Annotated in this window: 14 protein-coding genes; 11 read left to right on the top strand and 3 right to left on the bottom strand. The window is 35.7% G+C overall.

The window, feature by feature from the left end; all coding sequences use genetic code 11:
• Window positions 1-24 precede the first annotated feature (24 nt).
• Entirely contained in the window at window positions 25-591 is a 567-nt protein-coding gene (locus tag AAC084_RS01230; protein WP_339835806.1) for a hypothetical protein, read from the top strand.
• Window positions 592-602: 11 nt separating this feature from the next.
• Here AAC084_RS01230 and AAC084_RS01235 read toward each other — a convergent pair whose 3' ends face one another.
• Together AAC084_RS01235 and AAC084_RS01240 are read right to left on the bottom strand one after the other, a co-directional pair.
• Entirely contained in the window at window positions 603-2,126 is a 1,524-nt protein-coding gene (locus AAC084_RS01235; protein ID WP_339835808.1) for a GH3 auxin-responsive promoter family protein, read from the bottom strand.
• Window positions 2,127-2,256: 130 nt separating this feature from the next.
• Window positions 2,257-3,012 carry a sulfite exporter TauE/SafE family protein gene (locus AAC084_RS01240; protein ID WP_339835811.1) on the bottom strand — a complete coding sequence of 252 codons (756 nt, stop codon included), beginning with the start codon at window positions 3,010-3,012 and terminating at the stop codon, window positions 2,257-2,259.
• A 75-nt stretch (window positions 3,013-3,087) separates the two neighbouring features.
• Between AAC084_RS01240 and AAC084_RS01245 the strand changes: the two genes are divergently transcribed.
• A complete protein-coding gene (locus AAC084_RS01245) occupies window positions 3,088-4,899 on the top strand; it encodes a sodium:solute symporter family protein (protein ID WP_339835814.1) in 1,812 nt (603 codons plus the stop codon).
• 7 nt (window positions 4,900-4,906) lie between these two features.
• Complete coding sequence (locus tag AAC084_RS01250; RefSeq protein WP_339835817.1) at window positions 4,907-5,995, top strand: DUF5009 domain-containing protein; 1,089 nt, start codon at window positions 4,907-4,909, stop codon at window positions 5,993-5,995.
• 24 nt (window positions 5,996-6,019) lie between these two features.
• Here the strand turns inward: AAC084_RS01250 and AAC084_RS01255 are convergent, their stop codons facing one another.
• Window positions 6,020-6,607 (bottom strand): riboflavin synthase, encoded by a 588-nt coding sequence (locus AAC084_RS01255; protein ID WP_339835820.1) that lies wholly within the window; start codon window positions 6,605-6,607, stop codon window positions 6,020-6,022.
• Window positions 6,608-6,667: 60 nt separating this feature from the next.
• On the opposite strand from AAC084_RS01255, the gene pdxA reads away from it, so the two are divergent.
• The 8 genes from pdxA (at window position 6,668) to AAC084_RS01295 (ending at window position 14,008) form a co-directional block, all read left to right on the top strand.
• Complete coding sequence (gene pdxA / locus AAC084_RS01260) at window positions 6,668-7,720, top strand: 4-hydroxythreonine-4-phosphate dehydrogenase PdxA (RefSeq protein WP_339836838.1); 1,053 nt, start codon at window positions 6,668-6,670, stop codon at window positions 7,718-7,720.
• Window positions 7,721-7,842: 122 nt separating this feature from the next.
• A complete protein-coding gene (locus tag AAC084_RS01265) occupies window positions 7,843-8,373 on the top strand; it encodes a DUF177 domain-containing protein (protein ID WP_339835823.1) in 531 nt (176 codons plus the stop codon).
• Window positions 8,374-8,380: 7 nt separating this feature from the next.
• Window positions 8,381-8,578 carry a 50S ribosomal protein L32 gene (rpmF, locus tag AAC084_RS01270; RefSeq protein WP_079511443.1) on the top strand — a complete coding sequence of 66 codons (198 nt, stop codon included), beginning with the start codon at window positions 8,381-8,383 and terminating at the stop codon, window positions 8,576-8,578.
• 234 nt (window positions 8,579-8,812) lie between these two features.
• Complete coding sequence (locus AAC084_RS01275; RefSeq protein ID WP_339835825.1) at window positions 8,813-9,808, top strand: beta-ketoacyl-ACP synthase III; 996 nt, start codon at window positions 8,813-8,815, stop codon at window positions 9,806-9,808.
• 30 nt (window positions 9,809-9,838) lie between these two features.
• On the top strand, window positions 9,839-10,333 hold the full coding sequence (gene accB / locus AAC084_RS01280) for an acetyl-CoA carboxylase biotin carboxyl carrier protein (protein WP_339835827.1): 495 nt from the start codon (window positions 9,839-9,841) through the stop codon (window positions 10,331-10,333).
• Window positions 10,334-10,420: 87 nt separating this feature from the next.
• A complete protein-coding gene (accC, locus tag AAC084_RS01285; RefSeq protein WP_339835830.1) occupies window positions 10,421-11,773 on the top strand; it encodes an acetyl-CoA carboxylase biotin carboxylase subunit in 1,353 nt (450 codons plus the stop codon).
• Window positions 11,774-11,898: 125 nt separating this feature from the next.
• Window positions 11,899-12,873, top strand: a complete 975-nt coding sequence (locus AAC084_RS01290) for a polysaccharide deacetylase family protein (protein WP_339835832.1) — start codon at window positions 11,899-11,901, stop codon at window positions 12,871-12,873.
• A gap of 19 nt (window positions 12,874-12,892) precedes the next feature.
• The gene (locus AAC084_RS01295; protein ID WP_339835835.1) at window positions 12,893-14,008 is read left to right on the top strand and encodes an FAD-dependent oxidoreductase; all 1,116 of its coding nucleotides are present in this window, start codon (window positions 12,893-12,895) and stop codon (window positions 14,006-14,008) included.
• Window positions 14,009-14,160: the final 152 nt, after the last annotated feature.

The following is a 14,160-nucleotide window of genomic DNA, read 5'->3' on the forward strand; positions in this document are numbered from 1 at the left end:
TTTCTTATTATTTTAAATATAAATATGGTTGCATACGCACAACATATAATTCCCAATGTAATAGAATCAGAGGCAAAAATAGCCTTGTCTCATTATCCAGAACTTGCTCAAACGTCAATAGAATTTAAATTTAAAAAACATATTAAGAAGTCTACAATGCAGGCGCAACCCACGTTCTTAAGTATTTTTAAAATGAAAAAGAAGAGGTCGTACAAAATATTGATTAGTGAAAGAATAAAGATTTCAGACTCGGTATATTATACAAAAGATATGCCTTCGAAAATTATGATAGGTTGGCTAGGTCATGAGTTAGGTCATGTGATGGATTTTGAACAACGTAGTGGTTTAAATCTAGTCAGTTTTGGCTTTAGTTATTTAACCTCAAAGAAATATATACGCGGAGCCGAACGAAGAGCAGATTCTTATGCGGTAACACATGGTATGGAAACTTACATTCTTGCAACCAAAGAGTTTATACTCGAAAAAGCAGGACTTACTCAAAAGTATATAGACCGTATTAAAGATTTCTACCTATCGCCAGAAGAAATTATGATACTAGTTGAAGAACGTGATACTGTAGCCAAGGATTAGGGAGTAGGTGATTAGCTTTGTTTCTCAACGAAGTCTTCCCACTCAGCAAATTTTTGCTCTTTCATGACTCTTTCCATTTTTACTTGACCACCTTTCTTTTTATTTGCGTCATTCCAATTATAAAATACATTGGGATCAACCATAAAAACTTTCACTCCTTTTAATGCCTTAGAGCGGGCGATCTTATAATTTTTGTTAGCAGTTTTAAGAGACTCATCTAACTTTTGAGCCACCTCTTCCGGGTCTTGCTTTGAAGCTGTGCCTAAGTACCAGGTATGATAAAATCCGTCTTCATATTTTTTTGCACATAGGGTATATTCCGGTATTTCAATATCAAAGGTTTCCATGATATCTTGCAATGCATCATCTAATTTGTTGACAGATAATTGCGAGCCGACCGTATTCAGGAAAAACTTAGTGCGGCCTGTTATCTTAATTTCTGCACGTTCAACATCAGTAAATTCGATAGTATCACCAATTAAATAGCGCCAAGCACCACTAACTGTACTAATAATCAACACATAATTCTGACCTTTTTCAACCTCAGAAAGTGAAAGAGATGTCGCGTCTTGTGAGAGAGAGCCATCTTCTAAAATATAATGAGGATTAAAAGGCACAAACTCAAAGTAAATTCCATTATCGGTAACCAGTTTCATAGCATCAGTTTCTGGTCGACTTTGAAAAGCAATGAAACCTTCAGAGGCCAGATAGGTGTCAATTACGGTAACAGGCTTACCCATTAAAGCATTAAAACTCTTTTCGTAAGGCCCAAAGGCTACCCCGCCAGAAGTATATACCTGAAGGTTCGGCCATATATCGTGAATGTTGTTGAGGTTGTGTTTTTTGATGACTTCTTTAAGCATTAACTCAATCCAAGAAGGAATACCACTAAGTGCACCAATATCCCAATCGGGAGCTTTTTCGGCAATCTTGGCAACCCTTTGGTCCCAATCTTCAATTTTGGCAATTTCTCGTCCAGGTTTATAATATCCACTAAACCATGAAGGAATATTGCTTGCGCTGATTCCGCTAATCTCACCTTCAAGATGGTCGCCATTTTCTATTAAATCTGTAGAGCTACCAAGCATTAGTATTCCTGTTTCAAAAAAATCTGCAGGCAAATCAAAATTAGAAAGCGCTAACACTTGTTTAATGCCAGCTTGCCTGATAGCATCAATCATTTCGTCGGTTACGGGTATTCGCTTACTAGTTTTGCCCGTAGTCCCTGAACTTAGCGCAAAATAATCAGGACTGCCGGGCCAAGTTACATCCGTTTGATCTTCATGTAATTTATGCCACCATTTATTATTGATTTCATTGTAGTCAAAATAAGGAACGGCGTGTTTGAAAGATGTCTGAATATCTTCATTTTCTAATATGCTATCAAATCCGTAAGCCTTTCCAAAGGAAGTGCCCTTCGCAGATTTCAATAGGCTTATGAGAACCTCTTTCTGCTCTTCAATTGGGTTGTCATCACCAGTAATTTTATCGGTTACGTTAATAACACCTTTTATGAAATTCCCAATAATATTCATATGATAGCGGATTTCTAGTTTAGTGATATAAAAGTATTTTTTATTCACCATTTAAATTAACCCGAATCTGTAATAAATAGACGGTATTCAACTTTGGTCTTTAAATTGAATTAATAACGTAATATGGGTATTAGCCAAGCATTATGAGAATTGCACCAACAGCAGTTAAGACTAGAATCATCTTTCTGAAAAAAGCTTCTTTAATCAATTTTATGAATCTTACCCCAATAAAAAAGCCAAGCAATATTCCCGGAAGAAGCATTAGGTTCAATGATAATGATTCAAATGTAATCGTCTCCCATACAAAAAAGTGGAAGGGTAGTTTTATTAAATTCATTATTAGAAATAGCCAAGCAGCCGTACCTATAAAATGATTTTTTGGTAATTGCATCGCCAAAAAATAGATGTTAGAAAAAGCACCGGCCAAATTACCGACCATTGTCGTAATACCTGCTATGGTGCCAATAGAACTGGCAAAAGCCCAATGTGTAGGCACTGTTTTAATTTTTTTACGATCCCACCAATACATCATAAAAACCGTAGTGATAATAATGATAGACATTCCGATTTTAAAGAATTTTTCTGGTAGGTCTTTACCAATAACTACACCAATCAAAACACCAAAAATCATCCAGGGTAATACTTTGAAAACATATTTCCATTGCGTGTGTCTATTGTAATAGATTACTGCAAAAATATCGGCTAGAATAAGCAACGGCACTACCATACCAGTTGATTCTTTTGCACCAAAGGCTAAAGCCATAAGCGTTACGTTCATTACGGCAATGCCTTTGATCCCAGCTTTTGATAATCCTATGATAAATGTTGCCCCATAAGCAAGAATCCAAGCTGTTGGGGTTATTTCAGAAGTTATTGATAGTAGCACATAGTACGTTTAGCGTATTAGCGACAAAAATATCCTAAAAAAACATATCTTTAGCCATCAACTTAAAACCATTTTATGGAACTAAGTACCTTAGACTATACTTTTATTATAGTGTTCTTCTCCCTTGTGTTAGGCATAGGCGTATACGTATCAAAAAAATCTGGAAAAAGTTCGTCAGAATTTTTTCTTTCTGGCCGAACGATGCCTTGGTGGCTATTAGGCCTTTCAATGGTCGCCACCACATTTTCAACTGACACGCCTAATTTGGTAACCGACATAGTTCGAACAAACGGTGTCTCAGGAAACTGGGTTTGGTGGTGTTTTCTAATAACAGGTATGTTAACCGTATTTGTTTATGCCAAACTTTGGCGAAAGTCTAATGTAAATACGGATCTAGAATTCTATGAAATGCGTTACGGTGGTAAGCCGGCAAGTTTTTTGAGAAAATTTAGAGCGATTTATTTAGGAGTTATTTTCAACGTAATTACAATGTCGGCCGTTACGTTGGCAGCTATTAAAATCGGAAGTATCATGTTAGGTCTTGAACCTTGGCAAACTGTTGTTAGTGCAGGTTTGATTACGGTAACGTTTAGTGCATTGGGCGGTTTTAAAGGAGTGGTATATACCGATTTTCTTTTATTCTTTGTTGCAATGGCAGGTGCAATAGGTGCGGCTTACTATTTGGTAAATATTCCAGAAGTTGGCGGTATTAAAGCGTTAATGGCAAATGAGGATGTAGCTTCGAAACTAAATATACTTCCAGATTTTAGTAATAAGAAGGCATTGATTACGCTATTTATAATTCCGCTTGCAGTGCAATGGTGGAGCTCTTGGTATCCTGGCGCAGAACCAGGTGGTGGTGGTTACATTGCACAACGTATGTTGGCTGCGAAAGATGAAAACCATGCAATTGGAGCTACCTTCTTTTTCAACATCATGCATTATGCTTTAAGACCATGGCCATGGATTTTGGTAGCCTTAGCGTCTATTGTGGTTTACCCAGATTTAGCTAGCATACAAGAAGCTTTCCCGAATGTGACTCCAGATAAATTAGGGCATGATTTGGCATATTCAGCAATGTTGACAAAACTACCTAGCGGACTTTTAGGGGTTGTTCTGGCCTCTTTGGTTGCTGCTTATATGAGTACCATTAGTACGCAGTTGAATTGGGGGTCTTCCTATATTGTTTATGATTTTTATAAGCAACAGATAAACCCTAATGCATCAGAGAAAAGGTTGGTGGCAGTAGGTAGAATTTCTACTGTAGTTCTAATGATTTTCAGTGCAGCCTTGGCTTTATTGCTTCAAAATGCACTACAATTATTTGATGTATTATTAGCATTTGGTGCTGGTACGGGACTAATTTTTATACTAAGATGGTTTTGGTGGCGAATTAATGCATGGAGTGAAATTACAGCAATGTTCGCCTCGGGTATTATATCAATCATTTTAAAATTGACACCGTTTGGAGCTTACCTTTTTGCCACGGATACAGGAATATTACCAGATTGGTCCGAATACATTTTTATAGTAGTGTTGACAACCCTAATTTGGTTGATAGCAACCTTTGTGACTCAACCCGAATCTAAGGATACCTTACGTAGCTTTTACATAAAAATACAACCTGGCGGTCCAGGTTGGGCTAAAGTTGTAAGTGATGCTGATACTGATTCTGTAGAGATAGTGAAATCGAAAGAGAAATGGAGTGTGCCAGCAGGTATAACAGCAATGTTATTAGGTGTAGTACTTATTTACTCCATCATGTTTGCTACTGGATATTGGATTTATGGAAGAACTACTCAGGCTATAGCTTTAACGGTTGTTTCTATAATATCAGGAGTGTTATTGATAAAAGCTTGGAATCGATTGAAAGAGAATCTCCTATAAAATTAGAATGGTAAAGGAAAGAATTCTATCGGTTGATATTTTTAGGGGAGCTACTATCTTGCTCATGGTTTTGGTGAATACACCAGGAACTTGGTCAAATGTTTATGGTCCTTTTCTACATGCCGATTGGCATGGGTATACACCAACCGATTTAGTCTTTCCTTTCTTTTTATTTATTGTAGGTACCTCAATTGCTTTTTCTTATAAGGGTAGAAAAGTTAATGCTGAAGTATACAAGAAAATAGGAGTTAGGACTTTGAAATTAATTGCATTAGGTGTTTTTCTTGGTGCCTTTATAATACATTTTCCGTTCTTTAAAGATTTTGAAAAAATCCGTTTTCCGGGAGTATTACAACGAATAGGGGTAGTGTTTTTCTTTGCCGCTATTTTATTTATCAATCTTGATTGGAAAAAATTAATTTGGGTAACGGCCATTTTATTAATAGGCTATTGGCTTTTAATGACGTTCGTTCCAGTGGAAGGAATTGCGTCAACCTTAGATAGAGCACCAAATAATTTAGCGAATTGGCTTGATGTACAAGTATTTGGAACGCATAACTACAAAGCGGATTATGACCCAGAAGGACTATTGAGTACCATACCTTCCATTGCAAGTGCCCTACTGGGTATTTTTACTGGTTTAATACTCACGTCTAAACAAGCAAAGAAAGCAACAATATTGATGGGTCTTGGCGGAAGCTTATTAATTATTGGGCATGTTTGGGATATCGTATTTCCAATCAATAAAGCACTTTGGACAAGCAGTTTTGTGCTAGTTACCGCTGGCTGGGCGAACCTCATTCTTGCCCTAATTTATTATTTAACCGATGTAAAGAAAATAGAATTCGGTTCTTTATTTCGATATGCAGGAGCCAATGCAATTGTTATTTACTTCTTGTCTAGTTTTATCAGTAAAATAATGGGTCAAATTAAAGTAGGAGACACTTCTTTACACGGGTGGTTATTTCAAAAAGTATATGTCCATGATTTTCTGGCACTTGAAACATCATCCCTTTTGTATGCCCTAAGTGTAGTGTTATTTTATAGCTTCGTCGGTTATTTTCTTTATCAAAGAAAGATATTCATAAAGGTATAATTTGCAGAATACATTCTTTTGGTATTATCTGTTAGCCATCAACTTTGCTACATACTTCCCAATAACATCAAACTCTAAATTCACAATGGTGCCAACTTTATATGTGTTGAATCGGGTGTGTTCGTATGTGTATGGAATTATCGCTACTTCGAATGTATTTTTCCCAGAATTGACTACAGTTAAGCTTGTACCATCAATGGTGATAGATCCTTTTTCTATGGTAGGGTTACCATTTGCTGAATCATACTTAAAAGAAAACATCCAACTACCATTATCTTCTCTTACGCCGGTACATTCTCCAGTTTGATCTACATGTCCTTGAACAATATGGCCATCTAATCTTGACCCCAAAATCATAGCTCGTTCTAAATTAACAGAGTCATTAGTTTTTAAGCGTCCAAGATTTGTTTTTTTTAAGGTTTCTGCAATTGCAGTAACAGTATATGTAGTATCTGTTAAACTCACCACGGTCAAACAAACCCCGTTATGAGAAACACTTTGGTCAATTTTAAGTTCTGAAGTTAGATTAGATTCTATAGTAATATCTAAGTTACCACCATTCGCCTTAAGAGAGGTTACCTTACCTAATGTTTCAATAATTCCCGTGAACATGTGTCGTTTAATTTAAGTAATTTTGGGTATTCAAAATTGAGTACAAAGGTACAGATTATCATGGAGGAAAATAGGAAAATAAGGTTAGGCATCTCGATAGGAGACTTAAATGGAATAGGTTGTGAGGTGGCATTGAAAACATTTGAAGATAGTAGAATGTTAGATTTTTGCACACCAATTATTTTTGCTTCTAATAAGACCATTTCCTATCAAATGAAGGAATTAGGACTTAATATCGTCTTTAATGGTATACCAGTTGCTTCAAAGGCAATAGACAATAAGATTAATATTGTGAATGTCTGGAAAGAGATACCTAAAATCGAATTTGGGCAACCTACGGAAGAAGCTGGTGCCTATGCTATTAAATCTTTAAAAGCAGCTGTCGAAGCACTTAAAAATGGTGATATAGATGTTTTGGTAACAGCACCTATTAATAAGAACAATATTCAATCTGAAGAATTTAAATTTCCTGGTCATACAGATTATTTGGCCCAAGAACTTGAGGGTGAAAGTTTAATGTTCATGGTCACTGATACTTTAAAGATCGGTTTACTAACGGATCATGTGGCGGTAAAAGATGTTTCTGCAGCTATTATTCCAAGATTAATTCGAGATAAGATTAATATCATTGAAAAATCGTTAATAATGGATTTCGGAATTCGTAAACCAAAGATTGCTTTATTAGGTATTAATCCGCATAGTGGTGATAATGGTGTTATAGGTAAAGAAGATGATGAAATATTGAGACCTGTTATTCATGAAATGTCTAATATGGGGCACTTGGTCTACGGACCGTACTCTGCGGATAGTTTTTTTGGGTCTGACGGATATAAAAAGTTTGATGCTATTTTGGCTGCATACCATGATCAGGGATTAATACCTTTTAAAACTATTTCTTTCGGTCAAGGAGTTAATTTCACTGCAGGGCTTGATAAAGTAAGAACTTCACCGGACCATGGAACTGCCTATGAAATCGCAGGAAAAGGGGTGGCCGACAAAAGTTCATTTGAAGAAGCGGTATTTATGGCGCTTAAGATTTTCAAAAACAGAACCGAGTATCAAGAGCTTACTAAAGACGTCTTAAAAAAACAGCGTTTGAAAAGAGAACGGTAATATTTTAACTACCTAAAAAGTTATAAAGATAAATAGTTGATAACTATTGTCTTTTATTAAAATAATAGTATCTTTGCACCCGCCTTTTATGGGTCGATATTGATAAATTAAGTGTGTACGTGATGAAGCAAAAGGAGTTTAAAATTCCTTTCTCAGGATTGAAGCAAGGAAAACACAACTTTAATTACCAGATTGATAATACGTTCTTTGATTCTTTTGGATACGATGAGTTCAATGATGCTGACATCACTTTAGATGTTGTACTAAATAAGACAAGTACAATGTTAGAGGTTGATTTAGAGGCTTCAGGAACGGTAAATGTTAATTGCGATATTACCAGTGAGCCATTTGATCAGCCTATAGATGCTAATTTGCATCTGGTTGTAAAATTTGGTGAAGAATATAATGATGAGGATATTGAAATCCTTATTATTCCTCACAGGGAACACGAATTGAACATTTCACAGTATGTTTACGAAATGCTTGTATTGGCAGTTCCACAAAAAAGAATTCACCCTGGTATTGAAGATGGCACTTTAGAATCTGAAGTGTTAGACAGGTTAAAAGAGCTTGAACCAAAAGAGAAAAGGTCAAACAAAGAAGAAAACGATCCCCGTTGGGATGAATTAAAGAAACTATTAACGGATAAATAAGGTTTAAATGGCACATCCTAAAAGAAAAATTTCCAAAACAAGGAGAGACAAAAGAAGAACACATTATAAGGCAGTAGCACCTACTTTGGCCAAGGATTCCTCAACAGGAGAAATGCACTTGTACCATAGAGCTCACTGGCACGAAGGTAAATTACACTACAGAGGTCAAGTTTTGGTAGATAAAACCGAAGAAGCAGAAGCTTAAGCCCTTACTATATTATACTAAGCTCCCACTTCATTTGAAGTAGGGAGTTTTTTTTAGCCCAATTTGTTTATTAGCTCTTTATCATATAGATGATTTAGGAAGCTTAAGGTATTTATTATTCGAAGAGAAATTTTCAGAAACCAGATAACTTTAAGGGAAAAGTCATTGAAAATCATTAATTTTCATGACTTTTGACTCGTTTTTTAAGTTTTTTTAAAAGAAAGCAAATTAAGTATGACCAAAATAACAGCAGCTATTACCGCTGTAGGAGGCTATGTTCCCCAATTTGTAATGACCAATAAAATGCTTGAGGATTTGGTGGATACCAATGACGAATGGATTACCTCTAGAACAGGTATAAAGGAAAGAAGAGTATTAAAAGAGGAAGAAGGAGAAGGTACGTCTTATTTGGCCATTAAAGCTGCAGAGGACCTTATTGAAAAGAGAGGTATAAACCCAGCTGAAATAGATTTGGTTATTGTCGGTACGGCAACACCAGATAGTATGGTGTCGTCAACTGCTGCGTTCGTCGCTTCAGAAATTGGTGCTGTAAATGCATTTGGTTATGATTTATTAGCCGCTTGTTCAAGTTTTTTGTTTGGTATGTCGGCCGCTGCCGGTCATATAGAAACTGGGCGTTATAAAAAAGTACTATTGATTGGTGCAGATAAAATGTCGTCAATTATAGATTATACAGATCGTACTACATGTATCATATTTGGTGATGGTGCAGGAGCAGCCCTTTTTGAGCCTAATACTGAGGGTTTAGGATTGCAAGATGAATATTTACGTGCAGATGGAAATGGTAGAAAATTCTTGGGCATGGAAGGTGGAGGCTCTATAATGCCTGCTACAGAAGAAAGTGTTAAGAATAGAAAGCATTTTATTTTTCAGGATGGAAAAACGGTTTTCAAATTTGCGGTATCGAATATGGCAGATGTCGCTGCTAAGATCATGGAACGTAACAATCTTAAAGAAGACGATGTAAAGTGGTTAGTGCCACATCAAGCTAACAAGCGTATTATTGATGCTACTGCTAGAAGAATGGGACTAGATGATTCAAAAGTAATGATGAATATTCAGTATTATGGAAATACTACATCAGCTACTTTACCTTTATTATTAAATGATTATGAAAGCCAGATTAAAAAAGGGGATAACTTGGTTTTTGCTGCTTTTGGTGGCGGATTCACTTGGGGTTCTATCTATTTGAAATGGGCTTATAACTAACTTATAACTACCTATATAACTTAATTAACTATGGATATTAAAGAGATTCAAAGCCTTATCAAATTCGTGGCTAAATCTGGCGCAAGCGAGGTGAAATTAGAGACGGATGATATTAAGATCACCATACGTACCGGAAGCCTTGGAAATTCTGAGCCTACCTATGTACATACGATGCCAATGGCGCAGCAATCAATGCCTGCTGCAGCACCTGTGCAGACAGAACAGCAAAAAGCTGCATCAGACAGTCTTGCCGAAGCTGAAAAGAAGAAATCAGAGGATGATAAATATATTACAATCAAGTCTCCTATTATTGGTACCTTCTATAGAAAACCTTCTCCAGATAAACCTGTGTTTATTGAAGTAGGGGATACTATTGGAACTGGAGATGTTCTTTGTGTTATTGAAGCAATGAAATTATTTAATGATATCGAATCTGAAGTTTCTGGAACTATCGTTAAAATTTTAGTAGATGATTCATCACCAGTAGAGTTTGATCAACCATTATTTTTAGTTGATCCCTCGTAACTAAATTTTGAGTAGTAATTGTTAGATGCCATATTTTATTAATGGTATGTAAGAATCATGTGAAACTTTGAACTTAAAATTTAAAAGATGTTTAAAAAAATACTGATTGCAAATAGGGGAGAAATCGCTTTGCGTGTTATTCGTACCTGTAAGGAAATGGGTATTAAAACCGTTGCTGTTTACAGTAAGGCTGATGAAGAAAGCTTGCATGTGCGTTTTGCAGATGAGGCTGTATGTATTGGGCCAGCTGCTAGTAGCGAATCCTATTTAAAGATACCTAATATTATTGCTGCTGCAGAAATTACAAATGCAGATGCAATACATCCAGGATATGGTTTTCTGTCAGAAAATTCCAAGTTCTCACGAATTTGTGCTGAGCACGAAATCAAGTTTATCGGAGCTTCTGGTGATCAAATAGATAAAATGGGAGATAAGGCTACCGCCAAGGAAACCATGAAAGAAGCTGGTGTGCCTTGTGTACCTGGTTCAGAAGGTCTATTAAAAGATGTTGCTGACGCAAAAAAGATAGCTAAAAAAATGGGCTATCCGGTTATGATCAAAGCTACTGCCGGTGGCGGTGGTAAAGGTATGCGCGCCGTTATGTCTGAAGACAAAATGGAGGAGCTTTATGATAGTGCCGTAAATGAAGCTACTGCTGCTTTTGGAAATGGCGGTATGTACATGGAGAAACTTATTGAAGAGCCAAGACATATTGAAATTCAAATAGTGGGTGATCAATACGGTAAAGCATGTCACTTATCTGAAAGAGATTGTTCCATTCAACGTCGTCATCAAAAATTAACGGAAGAAACACCTTCTCCGTTTATGACCGATAAGTTAAGGGAAGCAATGGGTGATGCAGCTGTTAAAGCGGCAGAATATATTAAATATGAAGGCGCAGGTACCATAGAATTTTTGGTTGACAAACACCGTAAATTCTATTTTATGGAGATGAATACCCGTATTCAAGTAGAGCACCCAATAACAGAGCAGGTAATAGATTACGATTTAATTCGTGAACAGATATTAGTAGCGGCAGGGGTACCTATTTCAGGTAAAAATTACTTTCCTAAACTACATTCTATAGAATGTAGAATTAACGCAGAAGACCCTTATAACAACTTTAGACCATCACCTGGCAAGATTACAACATTGCACATACCAGGAGGTCACGGGGTGCGTATGGATACACATGTGTATAGTGGCTACAGTATACCACCAAATTATGATTCTATGATTGCAAAGTTGATTACTACGGCCCAAACTAGGGAAGAAGCAATCAATAAAATGAAACGGGCTTTAGATGAATTCGTAATAGAAGGAGTGAAAACAACCATTCCTTTTCATAGGCAGTTAATGGATCATCCTGATTATTTGGCGGGCAATTATACGACAGCCTTTATGAATAATTTTAAAATGGACCCACCCAAAGAAGAATAATAAAAAACTCCAGCAGCAATGTTGGAGTTTTTTTATTCCCATGCTATAGTTTTAAACAATCTTATACTGAACCTGTTTAAGTATCTTTAGTACAATCAGCGAGACAAACTGCTTGATTCAAATTAATGACAAGGATTCTATCAATATCATGTATTCTATTTATTTTTTTATTTGGATGTAAAAATGCATCATCTAAAAAATCAGAAGATTCAATAACAATAGTTGAAGAAGTAAAAGCTTCTGGCCCTAGAATAAGTTTTACATTCGATGATGGAATTACGTCAGATTTAACTGGTTTCAAGTTTGAGGAATGGAATGGTATGATATTATCGCATCTTGAAAATGAAAATTTAAAAGCCGTATTCTACATAACTGGAAAGAACAAATTAAATAAAAAAGGACAGTATTTATTGAATAGTTGGAATGATAAAGGACATAATATAGCGAATCACACCTTCACCCATTCTAATTTTAATTCTAAAAAAAACAATGTTCAGCTATTTAAAAATGAACTGATAAAAACAGATTCTATTATTTCAAAACTGAGTAACAGGGTCAAGTTATTCCGATTCCCATATTTGAAAGAGGGAGCGGGTAAAGCTAAAGTAGATAGTATCCGAAACGTACTTCGAGATAACAACTACAAGAATGGATATGTTACAATCGATGCCTCTGATTGGTATATAAATCAACGTTTAATTAACCGTATTAATTCTGTTGGCATTGAAAATACCAAAATAGATAAGTTTAAGAAATTCTATATACAGCATTTGACAGATAGGGCTAATTATTATGAAATGCTTTCCTATCAAATGAATAAGCGGCATATTAATCACACACTTTTACTCCATCATAATTTAACATCAGCCTTATTTTTAGGAGATTTAATTAAGGAGTTCAAGAATAGCGGTTGGACAGTTGGAGACGCTAAAGAAGCTTATCAAGATGAAGTATTTGAAAAGCAACCAAAGTCAGAATATGCGGGTGAAAGTTTAATATGGTCGTTAGCGAAACAATCTGGTAAATTTGAACAATCACTTCGATATCCTGCGGAAGATAGCAGGTATGAAAAAGATGCGATGGATTCACTAGGATTATAATCTAAAAGACAAACCGAATATGAACCTTAGCTACTGGGAGCGAAAATCTTGGTTTTCCAATATTGATTTTACAATAATTGGCAGTGGCATTGTTGGCTTAAACTGTGCCATAGAATTAAAAAATAACTTTGCACAAGCCCGTATATTGGTTTTGGAAAAAGGAACTTTACCACAAGGCGCTAGTACTAAGAATGCAGGGTTTGCTTGTTTTGGCAGTATTTCAGAAATATTATCCGATCTAAAAACACATTCAGAGCAAGAGGTCATAAATTTAGTTTCTGATAGATGGAAAGGTATTCAGGCATTACGTAGTTTATTAGGGGATTCATCAATTGGTTTTGAAAAACATGGAGGACACGAACTTTTTTTAGAAAGAGACGAGGAGCTTTATCAACATTGTAGTGGGAATATCATTGAGATAAATAATTTATTGCGACCTATTTTTAAAGAAGATGCTTTTGTAACTACTCCAAACCAATTTCATTTTAGGGGTATAAAAAATGATTATATATCTCAAGTATACGAAGGTCAAATCAATACCGGTGAGATGATGAAATCATTATTGCAGTTAGCCTTAGAAAAAGGTATCACTGTATTAAATGCTACCAAGGTTGATTCTTTTAAAGATTCTGGCAACAAGGTTACCATATGCACAAATGAATTCGAGTTTCAAACCAATAAACTATTAATTGCCACAAATGGTTTTGCTTCACAATTACTTCCAGAAAAAGTAAGCCCAGCAAGGGCGCAGGTTCTCATTACGAAACCAATTCCTAATTTATCTATCAAAGGAACATTTCATTTAGATGAAGGTTATTATTATTTTCGAAATGTTGGTAATCGTATACTTTTTGGTGGGGGTAGAAATTTAGATTTTAAGACAGAGGAAACTTACGATTTTGGGACTACCAAATTGGTCGAAGACAAACTCAAAGAACTATTGAAAACAGTAATTCTGCCGAATAGTGAATTTGAAATTGATTACAGTTGGAGTGGAATTATGGGAGTTGGCCAACAAAAGAAACCAATTGTAAAACAACTTACCGAAAATGTAGCCTGTGGAGTACGTTTAGGCGGTATGGGAATTGCCATAGGAACAACAGTTGGCAAACAGTTGGCAAGTATTTTTAAATAGCTAGAATTCCTTTTAACTTTTTTTTTTAAATCTTATCCGAAAGTCACTTATTCTCTTGAATTTATTTTTAAATTGTACATCCCCTTAGCTTATCTATTACTCAAGTTTACGTATTGGTTTACCTAGAACAGTAAACCATTACAATGGTATGT

This window comes from uncultured Maribacter sp., from assembly GCF_963977385.1.
Classification (GTDB): domain Bacteria; phylum Bacteroidota; class Bacteroidia; order Flavobacteriales; family Flavobacteriaceae; genus Maribacter.